Source organism: Phyllobacterium sp. T2-21 (assembly GCF_055378485.1).
This window is the reverse complement of record NZ_AP027914.1, coordinates 286,814-311,222: the sequence shown is the minus strand read 5'-3', so window position 1 is coordinate 311,222 and position 24,409 is coordinate 286,814. Positions and strand designations below refer to the sequence as shown.

The following is a 24,409-nucleotide window of genomic DNA, read 5'->3' as shown; positions in this document are numbered from 1 at the left end:
CTTATCCGCGATAGCAGAGATGCCGGGCTTTTCCTTTGTCCTTTGAGCATTTTCGCCCTCATACCTTGGCCGCTGAAGAGCGGAGTTTCTTGTGGCTGGCGATTTCCAGCACGAAGCGCTTCGCTGTGGCGGGTGCTGGCGGCTGGTGATCGGGGGGCGAGGCATCCTTTATGCTTGGATCGCTGTTGATGACGATGCCGCTCAGTCTTCGCCCGTCGGAACTGAGCACCTTCACGGCGTTGAGAATGTCGTCCATGTTGGCCCGTTCGCATTGTGCGACAAGGATTGTGGTATCGGCCAGCGAGGCCACACGGATCGCGTCCGCACCCAGGCAAACCGCCGGAGTATCGATGAGCACGATGTCATATTGATGCTTCAGGGCATGGATCACCTTGGCAAATTGCTCGTGTCCCAGCAGGAATTCAGCGGGAACGGAACAGGCTTGCGTTGCCACAAAGTCGATCGATGAGAATACATCGTGCTGAATCACGGCTTCCAGCGTGTGCCTGCCTCTGATCACATCCTCCAGATAAGGCCCAAACTGATCGCCGAATTCCTGCCCAACCATGGGGGCGGTGAAATTGGCGTCGATGATGATGGCACGAACACCTGTCGCGGCCAATGACCGGGCCAGTCCGGCGATGATGAGCGTTTTGCCCTCCTGGGTCCCGGCTGATGTGACAGCGATGGCACGGGCCATTTTCTGTGGCGAAGACAGAAGGAGGTGAGCCTGCAAATCCGCAATCGCACGCGCAAAGCCGTAGCGCCCTTCGCTGACAATCAGCGCGGCATTTTTGCGCTCGCGGCTGGACAATTTGGGGATCCGGCCGATGATGGGGGTTCTGGTCGCATTTTCGAGCGCTTGCGCCGACCGGATTGACTTGTCCCTTATTTCAAGAAGGAAGGATGCGCATATGCCCAGGAATGTGCCGCCAATGATGCCAAGCGCCATCCACGTTGAAAGGTGGGGGCTTGCTCTCGACCGTGCCGGTACGGCACGTGAGATCATGCGGGCTTCAGCCGTTGCTATGCCGTCCTGCTCTATGGTTTGTTTATATCTGGTCAGGTAGCTCTCGTAGATTGCGCGGTTTGCGCTCGCCTCGCGGTCAAGTTGGTCAGCATGCACCAGTGCCTGGTTCGCTGCGGACATGCCTTCCTGCATTTCCCTAAGATTCGCTTCCACTGCCGCCTGCTGGCGATGCGTGACGTTGATCTCGTTCCTCAAACTGTCGATAACCTGCTGTACTTCGCCGGCAATCTGGCTCTTCAACGAGGCAAGTTGCGAGTTCAACTGAGGTAGCTGCACACTTTGTACGGCGCCGCTCTGGCTGATTTCCTGGAGCGATCGCTCGACGCGCGACTGCTCGGCACGCAACTGCTGTATGGCCGGCGAGCCGAGAATTTCAGACAATGCAACGCCGGCTTTGTTGTTCGACGCGTCGATTGCGGTGGAAAGGCGCGCCTCTGCGCCCGCGAGCTTCGCCCGCAAATTGGCAAGTTCCGTGTTGAGGGCAGCGATCTGCTGCGATTGGAGGGTCATGCCATTGGCTTTGACAAGGCCCGATTTTTCGCGGAAGTCCGCGGCTGCCCGCTCCGATTGTTCAAGTGTCGCGCGCAGGCTGACAAGTTTTCCGCCAAGCCAGTCGCTCACACGCCGGGTTGCGGATGTTTGCAGATCGACCTGATAGTCGAGATAGGCTTCGCCAAACGCGTTGGCCACCGCAGCGGAGTACTGGGGGTTGTCTGCCCTGTAACTGATGTAGATGGTGTATGACCTGCCATCATTCACGACGCTGACGTTGGAGAGCAATTTGTCAATGCGGCTGCGATTGCGGTCCTCGTCCGATTGCGCCGGCAAAGGGCTGATCTGATCGGGGCCAGCTGTATTTGTGGGTGGTTGCTGATCGACGGGATTGATGCGTCCATCGGCATCAAAGTTCAGGCTATCGAGCCGGGTCAGCACTTTCGCGGCCATCATGCGTGAGCTGATGATATCGAGCTCAGTGCGCAGCACCGGGCTCTCCTGCGGCAAGGGAGAGACAACAGACTCGGTTGGCAGGGCCTGCAACTTGCGAACGTCCAGAGCAAGGATCGCCTCGGACACGTATTGGGCCGGCGTCGTCGTATAGGCGGCAGTGGTCAGCAAGAGGCATGCCGACAACGCTGCAAGCATTGTCTTCCGCCGCTTGAGAACAACTGAAACAAGGCGATGGATTGCCGGCCCTGATGCGTGAGGAATGCTATCGGAGAAAATCATTGCGTGAGTTCCTGCAAAATCGGATGGCGAGCGGCTGGGGTCCAGCCAGCGTCAAAACCTGGTTTCGTGTGGAATCATGTCGCCGATCTTGTAGGCCACCTCTGTCCGGTTGGTTGCACCCAGCTTCTTCATGATGTTGCGTATGTGAACCTTCACCGTGCTCTCGCACAGGTTCAGCTCATAGGCGATGATCTTGTTGGCCTTGCCCCGGCGCAGCCCCTCGGCGACTGCCGATTGCCGTGCCGTAAACGAGGTCGTTATGTGCCGGAATTCATCGCTGCGGCCACCCATCAGTTTCCTGAGAGACAGAACGCAGCTTGCAGGAACGAATTTCCCGCCGGCGATCGCCAGTTCAATAGCCTGCATGCAGATCTCAATTCCAACGGTTGTCGGAATATAACCTTGCACGCCCAGTTCGAGGGCCTTGAGAATGGTTGTCAGATCATCATTGTCCGCAACCATGACGACAGCCACCCTCTGGAACGCTTCGACCAGTTCGCATATTTCTGCGGAGAGATCGCCGTCGCTCAGATTGCGGTTTCCCGTGTTGACGAGTACGGCACGCAGCCCAGCAGGATTGTTGATGGAAGCTTGCCATTCCTGCAGCGAGCCGCAGGTTTTAACCTTCAAACCCATGTGATGGGCGGCTAAAGCCTGGGCCAGACACTCCCTCTCAAGGGCACGGCGGTCAATGATAAGCAAATAGTCGTTGGTAGAATACTTTTGGAATTTGTTTTCGTTGGCACTTGTTGTGTAAGATGAGTTATCAGTGATTTCTATAATTTTATGAATATCCTCATCTACCAGTTCGTCTAGAGTATGGTTACCATGCATGTTTTCCATAATTTATCCCCAAGTTTGATGCTTTTTTGCATGTTTGTTTGTCATGAACGGATTGTTCCGCTCAATTGCACTTCTTTTGGCAATATCAATTTACGCCTTCCATGGAGGAAAGTCTTTAATCCCACGCGTAGTCCTTTGGATGGGAAGCAAGCAGGCAATTATGAAATGACTAATCCATTAGTATAATTAAAATAGAGGGGTAAACCGGTCAAAATAGAACGGGCGTATTACTGGCTTTATCGCGGGATTTAGACCTGCGTTCTAGACCGCGCAGACGTTACAAAACGATGGTTCCGAATCGGGGCGAACGACGTTTGCTCTGTTTCGCTTGAGTCGATGTGTACCGCGGCCGGAAGCAGCTCACCCCATCGCCGGATAATTCGGCTGCAACCAGGCAAGGCGGTTTGCCCTATTGACCGGTGCCCATGCTGATCACCAGTTTCCGGGCTGTGAAAGCTTCTGCAAATCTGCCCGGTGCCCGGCATTCAATGCCTCTGAGGCGCGCAAGACCGCGGAATGTATCCGCGTCGAACCAGTCTTTGGATCGCTGCGTTCCGAAGTGTTTCAGAAGGAGTTCCGTTTTGCGCTGCATGATCTCTTCGGTCAGGGGAACGTAGACATTGCGCTCGGTCAGGTCACCGTCCCATTTGGGAATCTCATATTCCAGCACCAGATGGTCCCGGAACACGTTTGTGGTGAGCTGGTTGATCGCGCGATGGTCCTGATGTGCATCATGGCGTGCGTGGGTGAAAATAATGTCAGGCGAGACGCGGTCGCGCAACGCATTGAGCCACGTTTTCAACTCGCGTGTTTGACTTGGAAAGTAACTGTCTTCGAACTGGGCGATCTCTACACGCGTTGATGATGCGCCGGCAAGAAACGCATCGGCTGATGCGCGCGCTTCCGTAGCCCGGTCACCCGGGCTGCTCATCACGCACCAGTGAACGTCAAGCAAGGCGCCGCCCGAAATCATGTGCAGGATCGTACCGCCCGCACCAATCTCGATATCGTCGGAATGGGCGCCGAGGCATAATACCGACAGCCGTTGCCCGTGGTAGGCAAAGGGCAATGACCTCATAAAACTTTGACCTTTGACGCCCTGGAGTTACTGCGGGCGGGTGCATGGGCCATCCATGGCATTTCGCCTCTTTCCACCATCTCCTGCAGTGCCTGCCAGTCACGAAGCGTATCCATGGAGCGCCAGAAACCCTCATGCTTGTAAGCCATGAGCATGTTGTCCTTGATAAGCCTGCTGAAAGGCTCAAGCACCAGTTCTTCGGACTCGCGCATGTAATCAAATATTTCACTGCGCATGAGAAAATATCCGCCATTGATCCAGATGTCCGAACGGTCGGAGGATCGAAACTCGCAAACGCGGCCGTCATCGGCAATATCCGCAAGATGGTAGGTAAGGGGCGGGCGCACGGCAAGAAAACAGGCGATCTTGCCGCTCGCCTCGAATTTTTCGATCATATCGTCAAGATCGACATTGGTGAGCCCATCGCTGTAATTGGCGAGAAAGACGCGTTCGCCGCGCAACTGATCGCGCACTGCCCAAAGACGCTCGCCGATGTTACGCCATATGCCGGTATCAATCAGGGATATGCGCCAGTCCTTTTGGGATTCACCCAAAACCTCGACAGTCCCGTCGCCACTGACGACGCAATCGGCAAAGGTCTGCGGCCTGCTGTTGAGAAAGAAATCCTTGATGACATTTGCCTTGTAACCCAGACAAAGAATAAAGTCCTCATGTCCATAGTCGGCATAATACTGCATCACGTGGCGCAATATGGGTTGGGAACCGAGTGGTATCATGGGTTTGGGTACATTTTCCGAGTACTCGCGAATACGGGTACCCATACCGCCGCAGAACAGAACCACTTTCATAGCTCGTCACCTCTCGGATCAACAATGTCGACACCCGGAATGGGTACGACGAATTTGGCACCCCATTCGCGAACATGATGCATTTGCTTCACGATTTCGTCCTTGAGGTTCCAGGGAAGAATGAGGATGTAGTCAGGCTTGAGCCGGTCAATCGCCTCCACAGGCTCGATCGGGATATGCATCCCGGGTGTATAACGGCCGTGCTTGTAGGGGTTGCGGTCCACCGTGAAATCGAGGAAGTCAGGCCCGATGCCGCAATAGTTGAGCAGGGTGTTGCCCTTGCCGGGCGCGCCATATCCGCAAATCGTCTTGCCTTCAGTTTTGGCCGCTATGAGAAATGTCAGGAGATCGCGCTTGACCTTGCGGGCGCGGCTGGCGAAGGCGGTGTAGGTGACAAGCTGATCAAGATGCGCGTTTATCTCATTCTGCCTGATCCGGGCGACGCTTTCCCGCACGAGCCATGTGCTGGCGGCGTGGGTAAGGTACACCCGCAGCGATCCGCCATGGGTCGACAATTCTTCCACATCGATGATTTTGAGGTGATGCCGTTTCGCCAGATGTTCGATGGTGAGCAGCGAGAAATAGGAGAAATGCTCGTGATAGATCGTGTCGAACTGGCCTTGCGATATCAATTTCTCAAGGTGCGGAAATTCGAGGGTTATAACGCCTTGCGGTTTCAACAACGCAACCATGCCAGCAACGAAATCATTGAGATCTGGCACCTGCGCTAAAACATTGTTTCCAACGATAAGGTCAGCCTGGAGGCCTTCCGTGACCAGCTGGTGGGCATAGGCTTCTCCAAAGAATTCCACACGCGTGGATACGCCTTTTTCGATCGCGACCTTGGCGACGTTTGCCGCCGGTTCTATGCCGAGCGCCGGAATTTTCATCGGGATGAAATGCTGTAGGAGATATCCGTCATTGCTGGCGAGCTCGACAACAAGGCTTTGCGTATCGAGCTGCAAACGCTTTGCTATCTGATGGCAGTAGGTTTTCGCATGTTCGACCCAACTGGTCGAATAGGAGGAGAAATAAGCATATTCCTCGAAGATGGCCTGCGGGGTGACATATTCGTTCAGTTGCACAAGCAGACATTCCTCGCAAACGAAGGCGTGCAACGGATAATAGGGTTCCATATCATCCAGCCGGTCGCGGGCAACGAAACTCTCGCACGGCGGCGACATACCCAGATCAACGAATGTATGCCTGAGCGGCGCGCTGCAAAGGCGGCAGAAATGGGTTCTGCTGCCTGATTGGTTCGCCAGGGAAAACGTGTTCGCCAGTAGATTCATACCTTCGCTCCCGATGAATTGTCGGTGTCCTGGATGCGGGGGATGATTGTCTTCCCCAGTCTGAATCTATGGCCTCACGTGATGGTAGGCGACCTGCCAATGCGATCAAACGGATCATCCGAACGGATGACCCGCGAAAGCGGCGTTCCGTCAAACGGTGTGCTTTGAAACGGCACCGCAGCGAAACGGGCGGGATGGTGCCGCAGACAACCTCAAGTACAGTTTTCGCTACCTCTATTGGAGAGTTTCATTCCTGCCGGGGCTCTGACAAGATTGTGCCTATCATTGGCAGGTCGTCGTGGACGAGGCGGGATCAGATGCGGTTCACCGAGACAGAACTGAGCGGAGCATGGCTTATCGAGACGCTTCCCCACCATGACACGCGGGGATCGTTTGCGCGGACCTTCTGCGCGCAGGAGTTCCGTGAACATGGGCTTGCCACCGAGTTCGTTCAGCACAGCGCCTCGCATTCACTGACAATGCACACAGTTCGCGGCATGCATTTCCAGAAGGCACCCCATGCGGAGGTCAAGCTGGTTTCATGCATAAGAGGCGCAATATGGGATGTGATCATTGATCTGCGGCCGGATTCGCCGAACTACCGGCGTTATGCCGGATTTGACCTGTCGGATGGCAACCATTGCCAGCTCTATATACCCAAGGGCTTTGCGCACGGATTCCAAACCCTGAGCGATGATGCCGTGGTGTCCTATCTGATTTCAGAATTTTACCATCCAGCCGCTGCTGACGGCGTGCGTTTTGATGACCCGGCCTTTGCGATCGATTGGCCGGCGCCCCCAGCGGTTCTTTCTGACAAGGACCGGTCCTGGCCGCTCCTGAGCGAGCAGCTTTGCGGTTAACCCAAACATGGATGTGGCAAAGGATATAGGGAGCCTGTCCGGCCCCAACCACGCTCATCCCATCACGCCTGCGGCAGCTCCCCGCCGAGCAGACCCTTTTCCAGCAATAATTGCGCGGCGCGGAAAATATCCGGATAGGGCAGGCGGGAACGCAGCGACATGTCGAGAAGGCTGTGATTTCCGTCTGCGAGGTTGAGAACCCAGAGAAAGGCCATCGAGGTCTGCACGGCCGATTTGTCACCGCCCAGCGAGGCGTAGAGGCCGCGCCTGCCCAGCTGCGGTTCGCCCTTGGGAAAAAGGTTGACCGGGGTCCAGTTCGTTTCAATGATATCGATGACTTCGCTGATCATCTGGAAGGAAAGCGCAAGGTTTTCGGGTGTAATGAGCGCCATGTTGTCCGCTGAGGTGTGATATTCAGGGAAGGTTCCAAAACCGCTGCGCTGGAACAGACCGACGGGAAGGTTGAATCCCGGGGAGCAATATTGCCGCTCGTCATATCCGTAGGGACTGAAGTCCTGCATGATTGCCTGTCGATTGCCGCAGCACAGGACGCTTTCCATCGCCCGATCGATAATGGCGTTGCCTTGACGGCTGCGCTTGTAGGTGGGGCCGCCGCCGTCCCCAACACACGACACGACCAGGCCGTGATCGATGCGTGCAACCTTGTCTTCGTTGCGGGCAAGCCAGGTCAGCGCGCCGATCGTTCCCGGCGCAAAGAGGAAGCGATAATTGTAGCGTGTCTTGCGGGACTGCAAACTCTTGCCGAGCAGGGTCAAGAGGGCGAGGCCGGAACAATTGTCATTGGCAAGCGAGGGATGACAGATATGGGCGGAAAACAGCACATCTCTATCGGTGGTGCCTTTGTGGAGGTATTCACCATAGGTGAGATGACCGTCAGTCTTTTCAGCGTCAATCAGGACTTCGTATTCGCCGTCCGCGAGCGCAAGAAGGGCATTATGGCTTGTACACAGACCCCATTGCTCGCTGTAATATGAGGTTCGATACGGGATCAGGTCGGGCTGATCGGGTAGTGTGTGGATGTGGGGTCTGAGTTCGCTCAGTTGCATGATACGGTGAATGGGATTGCTGTAGCTGACTACATGCAGATTGGATTTGGCGAGATCGATGCGCTTGCGGCCGGAGCCATCCTTGATGTAGGCATCGCGGATATTCCATTCGGACGGTACCACCCAGTCGAACACCGGGGTTCCGGTGGGGACTTCGTGCACGACCATATCAATTTGCTGGCCCAGAATGGCCAAGGTGTCACGGACGCCGTCGCCCGTGATGCTGCGACATATAGGAAACAGACGGGCGGCCAGGGTGTGAATGGAAAGGCCGATGTCTGTCGTTGTTCCAACGGAGGACTTTGTCCGGTCGGGCGCATTTACCATGTTGTTAACAACTGGCGCGGGATGATCATATGACGGCATCGGACAGCGCTGGATGGCGCTCCACTGCTGAAATACGGCGCAGGCTGGAGGTGAGTTTCCGATCATCGAGCAACTGACGGATATGGCTGATCCGCTGATAGCGGGGGCCTTCGAATTCCGCCAGTGTCAAATTCGCGGTTACATAGGCCGCATGCAATTGCTCGGCCCCGGCTTTTGCATCCCAGCGTGGCTTGAAATCGGGAAGAACCCGCCTGATCTTGTCGAAGCTGACCCGATACGAACGTGTATCGGGGCCGGCGCCGGGTGCAAATTCCAGCCGGCAGCCCGGAACGATATCCGCGACGATTTCAGCGATATCGCGGATACGGTAATTGTGTTCGGACTGCCCGACATTGAATGCTTCGTTGTGTACGGCATGCCGGGGTGCCTGCAACACCGCCAGGAAAGCCCGTGAGATATCCTCGATGTGGACGATTGGCCTCCACGGGGTTCCGTCGGATTTCAAAAGGATGACACCTTCCGTCACGGCCCATGCCACGAGATTATTCAAGACGATATCGAAACGCAGCATGGGTGAAAGACCATAGGCCGTTGCCGGTCGCAAATAGGTTGGGCTGAACGTCTCGTCGGCGAGTTCCGCGATGTCGCGTTCGGCCAATACTTTCGAACAACCATAGGCAGTGACCGGGTTCAATGCTCCGGTTTCATCGATTATGTCGCTGCCGGATTGACCGTAATTGCTGCACGAAGAAGCGTAAAGGAAACGCGGAACGCCGGCCTTCTTCGCGGTTGTCGCAAAATGAACGCTTGCGCGATGATTGATGTCGTAGGTGACCTCCGGGTTGAGGTTCCCCAGCGGATCGTTGGAGAGTGCTGCGAGATGAACAATAGCATCATAGCCTGCCAGTTCGTCCGCGGTGACATCGCGTATGTCTTTGCATAATCCCGGTATGTCAGGCAGGGCTCCACCGGGCGCATAATGGCAATTCCGGTAGAGTTCGCTGTCGAAGCCGTGAATCTCATGGCCTGCCTTTTGCAAGAAGGGAACCATGACTGAACCGATATAGCCGCGATGTCCTGTCACAAGTACCTTCATTGTTCCAACCCTTTCAAAGAAACCGTCTTTGATGCCACGGTACTTCCAGTGGGCGGGCTGGGACGAGAGAGGAGTTTGGAGGATCGCAAATGCAATTGGCTGAACCTTCGGCGAAGCGCCTACTTCTTTTGCCTGATCTGTGTTAATCGCGCTGTTTCACAACGAGAAGCCAGTCCCGGTAACCCGACGCATTCCGGGTTGCAGGAACACGGTATTCCAATGCGCCGGCGACGCTCACTATTGGCTCTTTGGCAGCCATATATTGTCCGGAGGATGGATCGAACCAACGGATATCTCTGGTGGACTGCCAGTCTGCCTGTGCGTTGAGAACGACGTTGTTCATACCCGAGAGATAGACCACGACAAGTCTTTCGCCGGGCGAACGCGCGGCCACCGCGATGCCCGCTGCCGGCTGGCCTTGTGTCGTCAGCACTTTGCCCTGATCGGGTACAAGATCCCACCAGGGAATGGTTTCGAAGAATTGTTTGAGATAGGTCATGCTTTGGGCACCGCGGCTTGCGAGCGCTTTTTGCCAGGGCACCGTTTCCTTATGTATGCCGGGCCCGGAAAAATGCCATACGGGATTGTTGCCGAATACCTGGCCGCCGGCGCCGGACAGAAGGGCGGAATAAGCTGCTACCCGAACCGTTTCCTCCGTTGCACCGTTCTCCCCCTCATACATCCCCTCAATGAGAAAAAAGGGTCTTGCCGGTGAGACTAGATATTGAATGAGCGCAGCCTCTCCAACATTGCCATAGGTGTAGAGCGTATCGAGCTTTTTCCAGGGTGCTTTCCAGACAAGGTCTGTTCTTGCATCCCTCCCGCCATGCACACTTTGTAGTGCATCCGGGTCAGCGCGTGCAATCGATCCGGCCAAAGCCTCGACCAGGCTCATATCCGGCGGATCGTAGTCGCCGCCCTGTATCCAGATTATATTGTTGAATTTTCCAAACCTTTTGCCGATGTAGGTTCCATAGGCCTTCATTGCTTCGACACCGGCATCGCGCATCTCGCCATACCATCCCTGATCTCCGCCATTCACACCGAGATAGGCCGGGACGAGCAGTACAAGAAATCCCCGCTCCTGCGCCCGGCGCAGAATCCACTCGGCATCGTCAAAATAGGCATCGTTGGGGGCGACAAAGCCGCCTGCCGCAAATGGCTTTCGCTTGTAGAAATTGCCCGGTGCGTTGCGGCTGAAGCGGTGCTCGATAAGCGAAACCAAGATGGTGTTGAAACCGCGTTTCTTGCGATCCTCCAGGTAGTGATCGGCTTCTTCGCGGGACAGATCCCCTATGAGGGACCATGCCGTGTCCGCTGTCATCAGGAATGGCCGCCCTGCAGCATCTTCCAAATAGCGTTGGTTGGTTGAGATGCGCAGGGGAAACGCAGCTTCTTTTGCATTAACCGATGTGCACAATCCAAGGAGTAACAAAAACGCCCATAGCAGAACCCGCCTCGGAAATGCGTCAAGCATTGCTGGCGCGTTTTAAAACGGGAGCGGGCGTGTCGGGACTGTTGAAGCGGCGGAAGACCGGCTGCGACGGGCGGCCGACGAGATACTTGTCCACCCCGTGCTGCAGCGCTTTCTTGTACACGCCGAGCGCTCCATCAATCGCGTCTATCGTGCGGTCAACATCTTCATCCGTATGCGCATAACTCACGACCAGCGATGGCATCAGAATGCCGCGGCGTATCGTTTCCTGTAAAAACAGCGTTCTGAAGGCTTGCGAAGGCAAGCGCTCCGTATCCAGCGTGGCGTAGGCAAGGCAGCAATTGGCGCCGGTGACGCTGACGTAACCGGTGAGGTCATGCCGGGCAATCGACTGTTGAACACCACTCCTCAGCCGCTGTCCTTGCGCGTAAAGATGTTCTATCACCGGTTCATTCTGATATATCCGCATGGTGGCAATCGCCGCGGCGAGGGCGTGGGTTTCCGCACCGTGTGTGGTCGACAGCAGGAAAACCCTCGGTCTGAACACTTGCGTAATGCCGCCGAGATTCATGAACTCGCGTTTGCCTGCGAGCGCCGAGACAGAGAAGCCATTGCCGAGCGCTTTGCCAAAGCACGACAGGTCGGGTTCTATACCAAAGAGCTTCTGTGCGCCTCCGGCATGCCAGCGGAAACCCGTAATCATTTCATCGAGAATGAGCAGAGCGCCATTTTCATGACACAGCTCCATCAGATCGTTCAGAAACGGTTGGGCCGGGCCATCACTGCGCGAGGGCTCAAGTATGAGCGCGGCGATCCTGTGGGGATATCGTTCAAAGAGTGCGCGCGCACTTTCGAGATCATTATACTTGAAGCCAACGGTCAGTGCCTGAATGGCGGTTGGAATGCCGGCGTTCATTTCCGTTGAACCAATGAACCAATCGTCTGTCGAGAAGAATGGATGATCCGCACAAATACCGATCATATCCCGCCCTGTGACGGCCCGGGCCAATCGAACGGCCGCAGATGTGGCATCGGAGCCGTCCTTGCAGAATTTGACCATTTCAGCTGACTGAACCGTCTCAAGGAAGGTCGCTGCACATTCGACCTCGATTTCGGCAGGGCGGGTGAAGTTGCAGCCGAGCTGGAGCTGGCGCATGACCGCCTCAAGGACGGGAGGATAAGCGTGTCCCAATCCGACGGCACGGTTGCCCATGCCGTACTCGATATACTCATTGCCATCGATATCCCATACATGACTGCCGTAGCCCCTGGCGATGAAGCCAGGCGACAGCAGGGGATATTGATCATCGCCTTTTGCATAGGTATGTGCGCCACCGGGAATCAGATCATGCGCGAGTTCGCGCAGGTGATCTGAATTTTCAAAATTGCGGATCGATGCAGTCATGTGCCAAACCCCTTTTACCTGATCTGCCGATATCTCTTCAAATGCGCTCCCGCATCATGCGCAGCCAATTCTTCACCGGGCGTGGTACAAATGTTCGCAAACCTGAGCGCAAGCCTTTCGGCATGGACCAATCCCGCATTTTGAGCGGTGGTGCGATGGCAGGTCTGTGCGTCGTGACCTGCTGGATCACGTCGTCATACCGTTCAGCCATATTCCCGATGGTGAATGTGCTATTGGCCTTGTGTCGTGCCGCGTCAGACATCCATTGCGCGGTTTCCCGGCTGGAATGGATCTGGCCGATGATCTGAGCTGCTTCCCTGACATTTCCAATGGTGAAGAGGAAACCGTTGGTGCCATCATCGACGATGGTGTCGGTAACTCCCCGGATACGCGAAACAACCGGTATGCAGCCGGCTGACATTGCTTCGGTGATGGTCAGCCCAAATCCTTCGAAACGCGAGGGCATGACGAGTACGTCATGCCGAAGCAGAAGATCGAAAACAGCTTCGGGATGAACCGCGCCGAGAAAGGTGGTCTGCTGTTGGCGGGTTGCCATCTTTGACTTCAAGCTTTCGAGATCCGGCCCATCGCCGGCAACAGTCAGATGAATGGACTGCGGCAAATGGGCGAAAATTTCCGGCAACCAGAACACCCCTTTCGACGCGTCCTCAATACGGCCAAGGAAAATAACCCGCAATGTATCGGCGGGGTTGGGTTCCCTTCGGAATTGCCGCAGGGTTGGCGCCGTCGCAGCATGAGGAATCGCGAAGGTTCGGTCTACGGGGAAGTCCAGTTTCCTGACCAGGTCACTGCGAATGCGATCGGAAACGCCGACGGTCGCATGCACGTGGTTCTTGATCGCGTTTGCCGCGCTGTAAGTCCCGGCAGTGATGTTGTGTACGATCATGATGCGCAGGAATTTGTCGGGCAGATAACGCGCAATATTCGTTTGAATTCGATCGCTGAGGACGTTGATGAATATTCCGTCAAATTCGCCCTCTTCCAGGGCTTCCGCAAGGGCCTCGGCCTGATCCCGTTCGCTTGCTCCGTTGGGCGTTTCCACCAGGGAACCGTAAGAGAACTCAGGACGCCATTGAGCATCGTAAGAAGTGCCGTAGGTGGCCATCCCCAGCCAATGGACGTCAATTCCCTTTTCAGCCAGCGCGGCGCGCAGCTGTCTGAACACCGTATATGTGCCGCCAATATGGGGGCGGACGAAATAAGCGAACTTCATGAAGTCCTGTCCTTGGGTTTTTCGGCTTCATCCGGAAAACAGCATGAACCGGGAGCCGCGGGAATTGAATGTGTCGCGGCGGGTGAGGCCTATAACCCTTTGGGGGAAGCCCCTTGCTCATTAGGCTGGGTGCGGTGTTCCAAAGACCATGTGTTTTTTGCCCGGCGGCGGCAGCAAACTTCCGTGGACAAAATATCCCATTGATCGCGCGCGACGCTGAGGATGCGTGGATGAAAATATGCTTACTGGGTCAATTTGGCAGCGGTAATACCGGGAACGACGGTTCACTCGAAGCTATGGTGAATTTCCTGCGTTCATTGCCGTCCGAAGCCGAGCTCATGTGCATCTGTTCCAACCCGGAACTGGTCGAAAAGGAATACAAGATCAAATCGATCGGGATCAGTGGTCTGGTTCTGCAAGACCAGTGGTTCATTCGAATGAACGCGTTTCTTGCTGACATCCCGCGCCGTATCGCCAGTATCTATATGCTGTTTGCAAGCCTGAGCGGGGTGGATCTGTTGATCATCCCCGGCACCGGTATCCTGGATGATTTTCAGGAGACGCCCTTTGGCTGGCCGTTTGTGCTCTTCCGCTGGTGCCTGGCAGCCCGCTTGCGTGGGGCGGACATCGCATTCGTCAGCATTGGTGCAGGTCCGATCGAGCATCCCCTCAGCCGCTGGTTCCTGCGGTCGGCGGCCAGAATGGCGCAGTACCGATCCTATCGCGACGCTTATTCCTTGGCCTATATGAAAAGGATGGGCCTTTCCGTCGAGCGTGATGGCCTATTCCCCGATATCGCGTTTCGGCTTCCGGTCCCATCTTCCTCGCCTCCCAAATACAACAGTCCCGTAACAGTCGGCGTAGGCGTTATGGATTACCGCGGATGGTCAAAGGATGCGGTGTTTGGTGAAGCAATCTACCGCTCATACATCGGCAAATTGGCTTCCTTTATCCAATGGCTGCTCGATGAGGGGCACAATGTCCGCTTGTTGACCGGCGACGAGCGGGACTGGCGGGCGGTGGGTGACATTGTCGAAAGAGTCTCGGTTCCTGCCCATGACAAGCCCGAAGAACGCGTAACCGTGGAGCATGGTGCCACTCTCCACGATCTGATGCGGGAGATAGGCAAGACCGATATTGTGGTCGTGACGCGTTATCACAACGTTGTCTGCGCCTTGAAGCTCGCTCGCCCCACGATCTCGCTCGGATATGCCCAAAAGAATGATGAACTGCTGGCACAATATGATCAGCACGCATGCCAGCATATTGAAACCTTCGATGTCGAGATCCTGAAAGACCAGACGCGGCGCATGCTTGCGAACCTCAATGAGGTGCATCTGGAACTGGCCAGAGTGAATGCGCGCGTTCAACGGCAGCTTTCCATTCAGGAAAAACTGCTGGAAGAGAGGGTCATTGGCCCGCTTTTCACTGCGCAGCCTGTCATGTCATCATAGCCGGCCGTCTGGTGTCGTGGATGTACCAAGTCGCTGCCCAAGAGCCTTGACGCTGCGGCCAATCAATGCCGAGGCATCTGATCTGCGCAAGAGGTAGCGGAGAGGCGGCAGCCAGGCTGCGGACGGCCGGAGCTTGATGGCATGACGCATCAATGCCATAGCCTCCGGTTCACCCCGGCACAATTGCGCGACTGCCGACCAGTAGGCCCTTTCACTCAGTGCATTGCGCGCTTGCCGTAGAAGGACGTCAGCATCCGTCAGGATTGCCCCGTCATTCTCGAAGAATGACTGGAACGCCGCTTCGAATTCAATGCTCCACTGCTCCAGGGTGCGAACAGTCGCGGATTGATTGAAATCATGAACCCTTGCGACCGCCTGGATATTGTCCGTTCGGCCCACTGCACCGTGAAGGGCAAAACGCAGCCACATCTCAAGATCATCCGTGTGGATCAGGGCGGGCTTGTAATACCCGACTTTCTTCTGAATTGCCGTGCGGACGATCGCCGTGGGGCCGCTCACAAAATTCCTTCCGCTTTGACAGAGGGATTTCAGAAAGGACATGCCGTCCTGCTTTGACCAGTCCGAAGGCAATGGATTGTCCGGCAGTCCATCGCCTTCCGTGTTGTTTGCGCGAAAATGGGTCTTGCCATGCGCCAGGTGAACATCCCGATTGTCCTCCATGAAGGCCATCGCCCGGGCAAGAGCTCCCGGTGCCAGGTAATCGTCGGAACAAAGGATCAGAAAATAGTCCGATTGTGCCCAATCGATACCGTCATTGAATGACGCATGCGCACCGAGGTTTTTGGGGCGCAGCATCAGTTCTATTCTGGGATCGACACTGGCCAGCATCCTGGCAACAGCCGCGCTGTCGTCGGTAGAGGCATTGTCGATGATCAGAATGCGCAGTCTCTCAGCAGACTGGTTGCGCACGCTATCGACACAGTTTTTCAGATAGTGAGCGTAATTGTAGTTCGGTATGACCACGTCAATGGATTTCATCGTCGAAAATCCAATTCTTGAGCCGAAGCACGGGGCCGCTCATTTGACAGCCGCGGCGTTTATCCTTGCCAGCAGTGTCGGCATTGCGATTCTTGCAATGTTTTCCACTTCGTCGAGGAAAGGATGCCTGAAGTAAGCCAAGGCTGCCAACCATCCTATCGCCGAGAACAGACCCGCAATGCAGGCTTGCGCAATCGACAGGTCAAACTGAAAGCGGTTCGCCGCAAGAACGAGCAGCGGACCTGCAATGGCCCATATCGTCGCCAGACCGCTTCGGTATAAAACGTGAAACAGTTCGTCCCACGCAAAGGGAACCTGCCGGCGGACATAGACCAGCGAAAGGTACATCTGAAAGGGCAGGACAATGAACTGGCTTAGTGCCAGAGCATAGAGCCCGAAAAAGCTGGCGGCGCAGATCACGAGCATCGACAATCCCCGGCCGATGAAATTGGCTTCAAATGCCTGTCTGTTTGCGCCCATTGCGACGAGAACGGGAAAGGTCAGGATATTGGGAAACCAGAAGAGCGCGGCAAGCGCAAAAATCTGGACAAGAGGCGCTGTCTCCGACCATTGGGGACCCAGTGCGATGCGAACAATGGGATAGGCCAGAATGGCCATTGCCAGAGTTGCTGGCCAGTACAGGGCCGTGATGTAGCTTATGATGCGCAGATAAGCGGCTTTGACGTCGCGTTCCGCTCTGACTTCCGATGCAAATGCGGGAAAGGCGACGGAAAATATCGCCGAGAGCAGGATCTTGTCCGGCAACCCGCAAACGAGGTTTGCACGATTGTAGAGACCGACCGCCGTGAGCGGCATGATCCGGCCCAGGACAAGCTGGGGAAGTGCTTCATAGGACCGATCCAGCAGGGTTGAGGCGCCTTTGTATGTGCCGAAGGCGAAAGCGGCCCGCCAGCTCTTCAGGCAAGGGTTCAGCATCCAGAAGATTGGTCTGGTATGAAAAGCGAGAAGCGTCCGCACGATAGCCGAGGCCAGCGTTCCCCAGGCAAAGCTCATGAAGCCGAAATGCAAGGCAACAAATGCGATCGTCACAACGGCATTGGTTATGCCGCCGATGGCGTTGATGCGGGTTACCGCACCAAAGGTAAGATCCCGGCGCAACAGCGCAATGATCGGACAGACAGCAGAGTCTATCACGCCCGCGAATGCCAGTATTTTGATGAATGCGAGTAGCTCAGGCGCGGCGTAAAATCGGGAAAGGAACGGGGCCGAGAAAAACAGGCCGCAGCCTGTGGCCATCGAGAACCCAAAGGTCAGCGTGAAACTGGTTCTTATGTCTTCGCGTATGAGTGTGTCGCGCTGAATGAGGTATTCTGACGTGACGAACTCCCTGACGGTGAGCGCAATCGTGCCAATTCCCAAGCCGATGACGGCTATCCCGATCTCGCTGCTGCTCAACATGCGCGACAGGATCGTGATCATCGCCACGCTGACGATCACTTGCGAATACTGTTCCAGTATCGCCATGAAAAATGCCCGGCGTACAGCGCTCACCCTCTGACCTCTCTTATGATTGTCGACCGTTTTTCGAGCGCTTGTTTGCCAGCCGGATTTTTGCGTCTCGGCGGCACGCAGGCAGCATTAACTCTAGCGCTTTGCAGAAGCCGGTTTAAGCTGTCTATTCAGTTGAAAGGCGGCTAAGCCGTTCGACGTACCTGCGTCCTCAATACGACGCGGGCAAGAATCGAATGGTGATAATTGGCCCTACCGTGTCCATTGAAAGATATCGGCAGATCATCGATTTTATTGTCTTCACAGTTCGGCCGAACGCTTAAGGATGTACCTGATATCCGTCAGACCAATTACCAATCCGGCTCACAAAAGTGGTAAAGAAATGGTTCTGAGGGCGTTGCGTGTGAGCCAGGATTTCCATGATCGAGGACGAGCAGATACGGACAGAAATGATGGCGATCCAGTTCTGGCTTCGTGCCCTTTTTCTGTATGCGGCGACGGGAACCCCGCCAACGGCGCGCTCGGTTCAGGAGTTTCTCAATGAGCTGAAGAATTTTGCGCCGCAGGATGGGGCCAATGATCTCTCGCCGGCTGACTGGGACAAAGAACACCTTTTGCACTATCCCAGCTATGAGCGGGTCGGCAGCAAGATTATAGAGACGCTGCAGAGTCTGGAGAAAAAACTGACATCATGAATCTACTATGGGGTGAAGAGTGGATCGCATAGGCTGCGTTGTTGCGGGCGGTGGCGTTATCGGGATTGCCATAGCGCGGGAATTTGCAAGACGAGGCATTGAAACGCTCATCGCCGAAGAGAGCGGTGCGGTGGGGAGTGGAATAAGTTCCCGCAATTCCGGTGTCATTCACGCCGGCCTCTATTACCCCGAAGCCAGTTTGAAGGCGCAGTTCTGTGTGGAAGGTAACGCCGCGCTCTACCGGTTTGCGAATGCATACGGCGTGGCGCATAAGCGCTGCGGCAAACTGATCGTTGCGACTGATAACCGGCAGGTTGAGACCCTGACCGAAATTGCCGGGCGCGCCCGTAGGTGCGGTGCGAGTGATCTGCAATTCCTTTCCGGAGCGCAAGCCCGTCTTCTTGAGCCCGAATTGGATTGCACGGCCGCGATTATGTCTCCGTCTACCGGAATCGTTGATTGCCATGATCTGATGCTGGCGCTGCTTGGAGATGCGCAGGCGCACGATGCAATGATCGCATTCCACACCAAGGTGGTGTCCGTGGACGCTGACAGCGATGGATTTGTCGTGCACACCATCGAGACGGAAACTGACCGGCCGTATGAATTTCGTACGGACGTGTTCATCAATGCCTGCGGGCTCAACGCGCCTGAACTGGCGACGAAAATTGCGGCATTGCCGAAGCATCATGTGCCGGAGCGCCGATATGCAAAGGGAAACTATTTCTCGGTGCCGGGTGCCGCGCCGTTTCAACATCTGATTTATCCCGTGCCCGAGCCCGGAGGCCTGGGTATCCACCTGACGCTCGATCTGGGAGGCACCATGCGGTTTGGTCCGGATGTCGAGTGGGTGGACACCATTGACTATTCGGTCGATCCGGCGCGGGCCGAGCGTTTCTACCAGGCAATACGGACATATTGGCCCGCGTTGCCCGATGGAGTTCTCCAGCCCGCCTATTGCGGCATCAGGCCAAAACTGAGTGTTGCAGGCGAAACAGTGACAGATTTCCTTATCGAGGGTCCGTCGTCGCACGGCGTAAAAGGACTGGTCAATCTGTTCGGTATTGAAAGCCCGGGGCTGACGTCCTGCCTGCCCATTGCGCAATATGTGGCGGCGATGGTTTGAAGCGGAGGTCGATTGGCACGAGCTTCGAGTGCTGATTCCTAGTCTCCAAGCCGCTTCAGTATATCGGTCGCAACTGTTTCGATGGCCATGCCGAATGTGAACCTGTTTGCTCGATCGGGGTCTTGCGTAAAAAGCGGCTCGGCTGGCCGTGGCGCCTTGAAATCAATTTTCCGTTCTTCATCGGGAAGATAAGCCGAACCGACGACGCGTACATTTCGCCGATCATTCTCCTGGGTGGGTTCTGCCAAGACGGTGCCAAAGGGGTTTCCGCTGCCTTTGGATGCGGCGTCCGTGTCCGCTGCTGTCTCTCCATCGGAGGGTTGTTGCGCGATTGGCAATTCAGGACCAAGGGCTGTTGAAGCTCCTTGACCTGCGGGGGCCACCGCGCTGACCGATGTTTTTAGCGATTGCTGCGCATTGTGACACGTGCAATTGGCCACTGGCGGAGCGCCGGTAAGACGATAGTTGAACGCGGTGGGCAGGTCCTTGTAGGGAATCTTGGTTTCGACGGAGATCATATCCTCGGAAGACTGCTCCGGTATGGCATGGGAGTATAATTTTACCGGCGACGCGGGGCACATTTCACTGCAGGTGTTCTGGTCGCGATCGAAATATTTGGTCTGGACGGCGAAAGAGATCGGAAAATAATACCCATCGCACGTTCGCACACAGAGTGTTCGATAGAGTTTCGTACTGGACGCATCAGGGTTTTGCGTCGGTTGCCGCGGCCGTTTCCGTTCGATCGCCTGCCTGGGAAGCGTTGCGACTTTCGTTACTTCCGGCCCGGACGCTGAACTGCCGAAAAGCGCCTCAAGCAGCCCCTGCCGCCGCTCTTCAGCGCACCCATTTGCTTTCAGTGCCGCAAGAATGCGCGCTTTGGAGGAAGGGGCGCTTTTGGAACGGGTTTCCGCACGCTTGCGCCTCTCAAGCTCTGCCGCAATGCTTTCAATATTCTGTTCAAAACGCGCGCATTGCTTCGGGTCTCCCCTGGAAAAGAGCGTGTTGCCGCAACCCGCCTGATTGGCGCGTGCGCGTGCTTGCTGCAGCTTCATCGCCTGCTCTTGGACAGCTCTATTGACCTGCGGATCGTCCCGGATTGGCAGTTTGAGCTGCTGGCGAAGCCGGATGCAAATGCCTGGTTCAGCCATGGCATTTACATGAAGAAAGAGGCTGGAAAATAAGAGCAGAGCTAGTCCGAGAATATTCCGGCTAATGAATTTCATCGACGCATACCTACTCGTAACAACACTCAGGGGGGAGGATCAGTTGTATTCAAGTTGAGATGGGTATTGATAGATGCGAAATCTCAGAAATAAGAATGCGTTTCTACACTCTAATCTGCGGAATGAAAATGATTTATTTCAATGTTACTGATCCGCAAGGCGATTTACGGTTAATGGCATTTGGATGATTCTAGACGGATTGGCAGGTATTGCCGCACAACCCGCACACGGACACCGGTCCGTCGGGAGCATCGCAAATGCGGACACTGACCAGATCAGGGCAAATTAAAGTATGGCGCCGTTCCTCCAACCGTGCGGTTGAAGGAACAATGGCGAGATTTCACCGGCAAGAGAATCCTGGCGCGATCTTGCAATTCGGGCGAGGGCGGTGGGGCCGCGGCGGCGGGCGGTGGCCATGATAATAGGGAGGCCGCACAACAATAGTCGGCCGAACCACAATGGCAGGCCTGTGAACGGCCACGCGATCGAGATAGTTGGCTGACACCCATCCCCGGATGCCCTGCCGTCCGATCCGGCACCAGTTTGACTGGCAAGCCAGAACATTCACGCGTATTCCCGCAGCCAGAGTACCAACACGGGTGTAATGTGTTGCCGGACCGGTGCGAAGATTAACATTCCCGGTTGTATAGGCGACATCAGCAAGAGCAGAACCTGCCGAGAATATTATCGTGGAACAAAAAACAAGTAGTGTGAGAAAGCTTCTCATGTTCATTGCTCAATCCCCCTGCAATAACACTGATTCAATTTGGATCTTCAGTCTAATAGATTGAAATTATCGCGATTTGTCCAGTTGCTTTACAGAATAAGCCGATGATCATCGGCATGATGAGAAAGTTGCCGCCGCAAGAAGTTATTCTGAGGCGCTGGCATTCTGGTTTCAATTGTCCCATCAATTTGCCTGATCCTTCAAGGCCAACGGATGTGAACGCTGGATATGGCCGGTTCGAACCTGATCTGGATAAGTGTTGGCATGCCGCAATAGGTCGAGTCTTAATGCGATGACCGATGCACGTATTCGCCTCGTCCTGAACCTCACCGGCAGCCAAGGAGCAGTTGTCATGACGGAGACAAACCTCGCGGAAATCTATAACGCCTATATTTCCTGCTTGAATAGGCAGGATTGGCCGAACCTCGGAACGTTCGTTCAGGAGGACGTGCGCTACAACGGAAAGCTGATTGGGTTGACCGGGTATCGAGGGCTGCTGGAGAACGACTTTGTGGAAATTCCGGATCTGTATTTCAATATTGAGCTGCTGATTTCCGACCAATCCTATGTTGCTGCCCGCCTCCTGTTTAACGTGACACCAAAAGGGAACTTCTTTGGTCTCCCCATCAATGGGAGGAAAGTGTCCTTCAGCGAAAACGTGTTCTACCAGTTTCGAGACGGAAAGATCAGTCGGGTATGGTCAGTGATAGACAAGGCCGCCATCGAAGCGCAGATCTAGCACGTATCCCGAGCCCATTCCCTAAAACCCGAGATTTCCGGTAATCCAGGATTGAAGATTGGCACAATGGTCTGTCCACCAACTGCAACTTGGCGGAGACACGCATGACGATCCTTTTTTAACAGTGGCCGCTGCCTGATGGTCGCGGACCAGCAAGTTTAAGCGCCAGTTCGATATCCGAACCTTGCGCAACCGGTGGCGGCATCAGGACTGCGCAGCGGCAGCGGTGACTGCGCGCCGACGTTTCAACATCGAGAGAATGGCGATCGAAAGTGTTGAAGCGAGGCACAGCCATGCGAAGAGATCGCCGATCCGCGTGTAAAGCGTCGGCCCGGGGCCAAGCGGAAGGTCCGTGACCACCATGGTGAGGCCCGTCGGCGCATCCTCCTTCATGGCGACAACACGGCCTTGCGCATCGCTGGCGATCACCAGACCATGGTGCGCGGGACGCATCATTGAAAATCCGTTTTCGACGCCGCGCATGATGGCCATTCGCGCATGCTGCCAGCCGTCGATGCCGAAGTCGCCCGCCGGCACACCTGCCAGCCGGGCTCCGTTCACGGCATCGGAGCGAATGGTGCTGGGGAAATCCATGTCTTTGCAGATCTCCATTGCGAATCCGTCGGCCAGGGACCCGGAGGCGTGACCGGGCACGTAGCGCTCTTCAAGCCCCGGCACGGGATGCCGCTTGTCATAGCGCTGCGTCGGTCCCGTGGGGTCGAATGCAAGCGCGAAGTCGGCTGGCGGGTGGTCGGAATGGAAGCCGGTAATGATCCGTGCTCCTGTTTCCCTGGAAGCGGACGCAAGCGGCGCGATGATGGCCGACTGCGCCTCAGGGATCGACGCCATGCCGCCTTCCGACGTCACGATGAAACGGGCGCCCTGGCGAGCCGCTTCACGGATTTCCTGTGCGTAGGCTGTCGTCACCGCAAGATCCTCCGGCAAAGCATGCGCGCGCCAGGCGTTCGCTACAATGGATTCATCCACGATGCCTGCCACCCGGACGGTGGACGGCTGTGGCTGGGCCAGACGCACGAACCCGAACGCCAAGTTCGCCGCGCAGATCGCAATGCCCAGAGTGATGGCGGCGATGGTCTCCCGTCTGGCGCGCAGCGCCAAGGCGATGGTGTTGGCGAAGAGGCAAATGAGGAACGTGACGGCATACATTCCCAAGAGCGAAGCGCTCTGGATCAGGATGGGCGCTGACATCGTGCTGTAGGCAAACGAGCCGTAGGTGCCGTTGGGCGATGGAAGGTGGCTCAGGAGTTCGAACGCCGTCCACCATGCTGGAAACGCGAAGAGTGTGGCGAACGGATGCGCCCAGAGGTGTACAAAGCGCGCGAACCAGACGGCGGCGCAAAACATGCCAACGTAAAGCAGCAGCACCGGCACGATTATGAAGAGCGGCGGTATGTAAGGCAGTTGCAGTATGTAGCCGCCGCTTGCCAGGATCGCGGCCGCGCACGCCGCCATCACCTGCCACATCGGCTGCTTTCCGTAGGCCAGCCACAGGAGCGGCACCGGTGCGAACCAAGCCAGCATCCATACGTCGTCGAGGCCTTGTGACAGGTAGAACATCGCGCCGCTCAGCAGCGCAGCGAGGACGGCGATCATCTTGTTCTCCGAGCAGATTCGAATGAAGCGAGACATTGGTGAAGGGCCGTGTGGTAGAGCGCTTTGAACTGCGTCTCGCTCGAAAAGCGGTTGGCGCGATGCATCGAGACGAGGCCTTGACCGAGCGCCGCGAGCGCCAAGGCGATTTCGAGCGCGGACGTGTCCCCGATGCGTCCCTCTGCCTGCGCCTCTTCGATGCGCTTCATGGCCATGGTCAGTACGGGCGAGCGGCCGGCCGCAAAATCGTCTGGAAAGCGGCGCGCCTCGGGCGCGGGCAGGAAGAACGCCGCGTCGAACCGGTGGGGTTCCGTGATGGCGAAGTCCAAGTAAGCTTCGCCGAGCTCCTCCAGCCATTCCATCGGATCGGATGTGCCAATGGCGCGCGCGCGCTCTTCCCAGGCCCGAAGTCCGTCCGCCATCAAAGCGTTCAGCAGAGCGTTCTTGTCGGCGAAGTGGCGGTACATCGCCATCGTCGACATCTGCGCGCTCTGCGCCACCTTGCGGATGGTGAGTCCCGCGATTCCGTCTTGTTCGAGTACGGCTTTGGCCGCCGCAAAGATCCGGTCCATGGTCATGTGTGCTTTGTACACGTATCTGTGTGCAATGTACACTGGGCTGAAGTCATGCCGAAGATCTTGGGCTTTAGGGAATGGGTTCGG

The 24,409-nt window shown here is 56.0% G+C and carries 21 protein-coding genes; 5 read left to right on the top strand and 16 right to left on the bottom strand.

The window, feature by feature from the left end:
• Positions 1-58 precede the first annotated feature (58 nt).
• The 5 genes from ACZ5FP_RS21750 to ACZ5FP_RS21730 form a co-directional block, all read right to left on the bottom strand.
• Positions 59-2,173, bottom strand: a complete 2,115-nt coding sequence (locus ACZ5FP_RS21750; RefSeq protein WP_464664171.1) for a GumC family protein — start codon at positions 2,171-2,173, stop codon at positions 59-61.
• A gap of 135 nt (positions 2,174-2,308) precedes the next feature.
• Complete coding sequence (locus tag ACZ5FP_RS21745; protein ID WP_464664169.1) at positions 2,309-3,100, bottom strand: LuxR C-terminal-related transcriptional regulator; 792 nt, start codon at positions 3,098-3,100, stop codon at positions 2,309-2,311.
• A 409-nt stretch (positions 3,101-3,509) separates the two neighbouring features.
• Positions 3,510-4,178 carry a PIG-L deacetylase family protein gene (locus ACZ5FP_RS21740; RefSeq protein WP_464664167.1) on the bottom strand — a complete coding sequence of 223 codons (669 nt, stop codon included), beginning with the start codon at positions 4,176-4,178 and terminating at the stop codon, positions 3,510-3,512.
• On the bottom strand, positions 4,175-4,987 hold the full coding sequence (locus ACZ5FP_RS21735; protein ID WP_464664165.1) for a glucose-1-phosphate cytidylyltransferase: 813 nt from the start codon (positions 4,985-4,987) through the stop codon (positions 4,175-4,177). The genes ACZ5FP_RS21740 and ACZ5FP_RS21735 overlap by 4 nt, the downstream gene beginning before the upstream one ends.
• Positions 4,984-6,279, bottom strand: a complete 1,296-nt coding sequence (locus tag ACZ5FP_RS21730; RefSeq protein WP_464664164.1) for a methyltransferase domain-containing protein — start codon at positions 6,277-6,279, stop codon at positions 4,984-4,986. The genes ACZ5FP_RS21735 and ACZ5FP_RS21730 overlap by 4 nt, the downstream gene beginning before the upstream one ends.
• Positions 6,280-6,596: 317 nt before the next feature.
• On the opposite strand from ACZ5FP_RS21730, the gene rfbC reads away from it, so the two are divergent.
• The gene (rfbC, locus tag ACZ5FP_RS21725) at positions 6,597-7,139 is read left to right on the top strand and encodes a dTDP-4-dehydrorhamnose 3,5-epimerase (protein ID WP_464664163.1); all 543 of its coding nucleotides are present in this window, start codon (positions 6,597-6,599) and stop codon (positions 7,137-7,139) included.
• A gap of 62 nt (positions 7,140-7,201) precedes the next feature.
• On the opposite strand, the gene ACZ5FP_RS21720 is transcribed toward rfbC, so the two are convergent.
• From ACZ5FP_RS21720 to ACZ5FP_RS21700, 5 genes are all read right to left on the bottom strand, one after another.
• Positions 7,202-8,533 carry a DUF4910 domain-containing protein gene (locus ACZ5FP_RS21720; RefSeq protein ID WP_464664161.1) on the bottom strand — a complete coding sequence of 444 codons (1,332 nt, stop codon included), beginning with the start codon at positions 8,531-8,533 and terminating at the stop codon, positions 7,202-7,204.
• A 25-nt stretch (positions 8,534-8,558) separates the two neighbouring features.
• Positions 8,559-9,629, bottom strand: a complete 1,071-nt coding sequence (locus ACZ5FP_RS21715; protein ID WP_464664160.1) for an NAD-dependent epimerase/dehydratase family protein — start codon at positions 9,627-9,629, stop codon at positions 8,559-8,561.
• A gap of 142 nt (positions 9,630-9,771) precedes the next feature.
• A complete protein-coding gene (locus ACZ5FP_RS21710; protein ID WP_464664158.1) occupies positions 9,772-10,953 on the bottom strand; it encodes a glycoside hydrolase family 140 protein in 1,182 nt (393 codons plus the stop codon).
• Positions 10,954-11,098: 145 nt separating this feature from the next.
• Positions 11,099-12,469, bottom strand: coding sequence for a glutamate-1-semialdehyde 2,1-aminomutase (locus tag ACZ5FP_RS21705; RefSeq protein ID WP_464664156.1), 1,371 nt, complete (start codon positions 12,467-12,469; stop codon positions 11,099-11,101).
• A 37-nt stretch (positions 12,470-12,506) separates the two neighbouring features.
• A complete protein-coding gene (locus tag ACZ5FP_RS21700; protein WP_464664154.1) occupies positions 12,507-13,703 on the bottom strand; it encodes a glycosyltransferase family 4 protein in 1,197 nt (398 codons plus the stop codon).
• Positions 13,704-13,903: 200 nt separating this feature from the next.
• Between ACZ5FP_RS21700 and ACZ5FP_RS21695 the strand changes: the two genes are divergently transcribed.
• Positions 13,904-15,157, top strand: coding sequence for a polysaccharide pyruvyl transferase family protein (locus ACZ5FP_RS21695; protein WP_464664152.1), 1,254 nt, complete (start codon positions 13,904-13,906; stop codon positions 15,155-15,157).
• On the opposite strand, the gene ACZ5FP_RS21690 is transcribed toward ACZ5FP_RS21695, so the two are convergent.
• On the bottom strand, positions 15,152-16,156 hold the full coding sequence (locus ACZ5FP_RS21690) for a glycosyltransferase family 2 protein (protein ID WP_464664150.1): 1,005 nt from the start codon (positions 16,154-16,156) through the stop codon (positions 15,152-15,154). The genes ACZ5FP_RS21695 and ACZ5FP_RS21690 overlap by 6 nt on opposite strands.
• Positions 16,157-16,195: 39 nt before the next feature.
• A complete protein-coding gene (locus tag ACZ5FP_RS21685; RefSeq protein WP_464664148.1) occupies positions 16,196-17,668 on the bottom strand; it encodes an oligosaccharide flippase family protein in 1,473 nt (490 codons plus the stop codon).
• 377 nt (positions 17,669-18,045) lie between these two features.
• Between ACZ5FP_RS21685 and ACZ5FP_RS21680 the strand changes: the two genes are divergently transcribed.
• Together ACZ5FP_RS21680 and ACZ5FP_RS21675 are read left to right on the top strand one after the other, a co-directional pair.
• The gene (locus tag ACZ5FP_RS21680) at positions 18,046-18,321 is read left to right on the top strand and encodes a hypothetical protein (protein ID WP_105735295.1); all 276 of its coding nucleotides are present in this window, start codon (positions 18,046-18,048) and stop codon (positions 18,319-18,321) included.
• A gap of 19 nt (positions 18,322-18,340) precedes the next feature.
• The gene (locus ACZ5FP_RS21675) at positions 18,341-19,447 is read left to right on the top strand and encodes an NAD(P)/FAD-dependent oxidoreductase (protein ID WP_464664146.1); all 1,107 of its coding nucleotides are present in this window, start codon (positions 18,341-18,343) and stop codon (positions 19,445-19,447) included.
• Between the two features lie 38 nt (positions 19,448-19,485).
• On the opposite strand, the gene ACZ5FP_RS21670 is transcribed toward ACZ5FP_RS21675, so the two are convergent.
• The gene (locus ACZ5FP_RS21670) at positions 19,486-20,670 is read right to left on the bottom strand and encodes a DUF2865 domain-containing protein (protein WP_464664144.1); all 1,185 of its coding nucleotides are present in this window, start codon (positions 20,668-20,670) and stop codon (positions 19,486-19,488) included.
• 340 nt (positions 20,671-21,010) lie between these two features.
• Positions 21,011-21,397 carry an SH3 domain-containing protein gene (locus ACZ5FP_RS21665; protein ID WP_223615373.1) on the bottom strand — a complete coding sequence of 129 codons (387 nt, stop codon included), beginning with the start codon at positions 21,395-21,397 and terminating at the stop codon, positions 21,011-21,013.
• A 352-nt stretch (positions 21,398-21,749) separates the two neighbouring features.
• Between ACZ5FP_RS21665 and ACZ5FP_RS21660 the strand changes: the two genes are divergently transcribed.
• A complete protein-coding gene (locus ACZ5FP_RS21660; protein ID WP_464664463.1) occupies positions 21,750-22,136 on the top strand; it encodes an ester cyclase in 387 nt (128 codons plus the stop codon).
• A 204-nt stretch (positions 22,137-22,340) separates the two neighbouring features.
• Here the strand turns inward: ACZ5FP_RS21660 and ACZ5FP_RS21655 are convergent, their stop codons facing one another.
• Both ACZ5FP_RS21655 and ACZ5FP_RS21650 read right to left on the bottom strand, forming a co-directional pair.
• Positions 22,341-23,750: an apolipoprotein N-acyltransferase gene (locus tag ACZ5FP_RS21655; protein WP_464664142.1), complete on the bottom strand. Its 1,410-nt coding sequence runs from the start codon at positions 23,748-23,750 to the stop codon at positions 22,341-22,343.
• Positions 23,747-24,325 carry a TetR/AcrR family transcriptional regulator gene (locus ACZ5FP_RS21650; RefSeq protein WP_464664140.1) on the bottom strand — a complete coding sequence of 193 codons (579 nt, stop codon included), beginning with the start codon at positions 24,323-24,325 and terminating at the stop codon, positions 23,747-23,749. The genes ACZ5FP_RS21655 and ACZ5FP_RS21650 overlap by 4 nt, the downstream gene beginning before the upstream one ends.
• Positions 24,326-24,409 lie beyond the last annotated feature (84 nt).

Bases quoted from the DNA above. Each gene is read 5' to 3' on its own strand.
- ACZ5FP_RS21750 (WP_464664171.1), bottom strand. From the start codon at position 2,173: ATGCTTGCAGCGTTGTCGGCATGCCTCTTGCTGACCACTGCCGCCTAT.
- ACZ5FP_RS21745 (WP_464664169.1), bottom strand. From the start codon at position 3,100: ATGGAAAACATGCATGGTAACCATACTCTAGACGAACTGGTAGATGAG.
- ACZ5FP_RS21740 (WP_464664167.1), bottom strand. From the start codon at position 4,178: ATGAGGTCATTGCCCTTTGCCTACCACGGGCAACGGCTGTCGGTATTA.
- ACZ5FP_RS21735 (WP_464664165.1), bottom strand. From the start codon at position 4,987: ATGAAAGTGGTTCTGTTCTGCGGCGGTATGGGTACCCGTATTCGCGAG.
- ACZ5FP_RS21730 (WP_464664164.1), bottom strand. From the start codon at position 6,279: ATGAATCTACTGGCGAACACGTTTTCCCTGGCGAACCAATCAGGCAGC.
- rfbC (WP_464664163.1), top strand. From the start codon at position 6,597: ATGCGGTTCACCGAGACAGAACTGAGCGGAGCATGGCTTATCGAGACG.
- ACZ5FP_RS21720 (WP_464664161.1), bottom strand. From the start codon at position 8,533: ATGGTAAATGCGCCCGACCGGACAAAGTCCTCCGTTGGAACAACGACA.
- ACZ5FP_RS21715 (WP_464664160.1), bottom strand. From the start codon at position 9,629: ATGAAGGTACTTGTGACAGGACATCGCGGCTATATCGGTTCAGTCATG.
- ACZ5FP_RS21710 (WP_464664158.1), bottom strand. From the start codon at position 10,953: ATGACAGCGGACACGGCATGGTCCCTCATAGGGGATCTGTCCCGCGAA.
- ACZ5FP_RS21705 (WP_464664156.1), bottom strand. From the start codon at position 12,469: ATGACTGCATCGATCCGCAATTTTGAAAATTCAGATCACCTGCGCGAA.
- ACZ5FP_RS21700 (WP_464664154.1), bottom strand. From the start codon at position 13,703: ATGAAGTTCGCTTATTTCGTCCGCCCCCATATTGGCGGCACATATACG.
- ACZ5FP_RS21690 (WP_464664150.1), bottom strand. From the start codon at position 16,156: ATGAAATCCATTGACGTGGTCATACCGAACTACAATTACGCTCACTAT.
- ACZ5FP_RS21680 (WP_105735295.1), top strand. From the start codon at position 18,046: ATGATCGAGGACGAGCAGATACGGACAGAAATGATGGCGATCCAGTTC.
- ACZ5FP_RS21670 (WP_464664144.1), bottom strand. From the start codon at position 20,670: ATGAAATTCATTAGCCGGAATATTCTCGGACTAGCTCTGCTCTTATTT.
- ACZ5FP_RS21665 (WP_223615373.1), bottom strand. From the start codon at position 21,397: ATGAGAAGCTTTCTCACACTACTTGTTTTTTGTTCCACGATAATATTC.
- ACZ5FP_RS21660 (WP_464664463.1), top strand. From the start codon at position 21,750: ATGACGGAGACAAACCTCGCGGAAATCTATAACGCCTATATTTCCTGC.
- ACZ5FP_RS21655 (WP_464664142.1), bottom strand. From the start codon at position 23,750: ATGATCGCCGTCCTCGCTGCGCTGCTGAGCGGCGCGATGTTCTACCTG.
- ACZ5FP_RS21650 (WP_464664140.1), bottom strand. From the start codon at position 24,325: ATGACCATGGACCGGATCTTTGCGGCGGCCAAAGCCGTACTCGAACAA.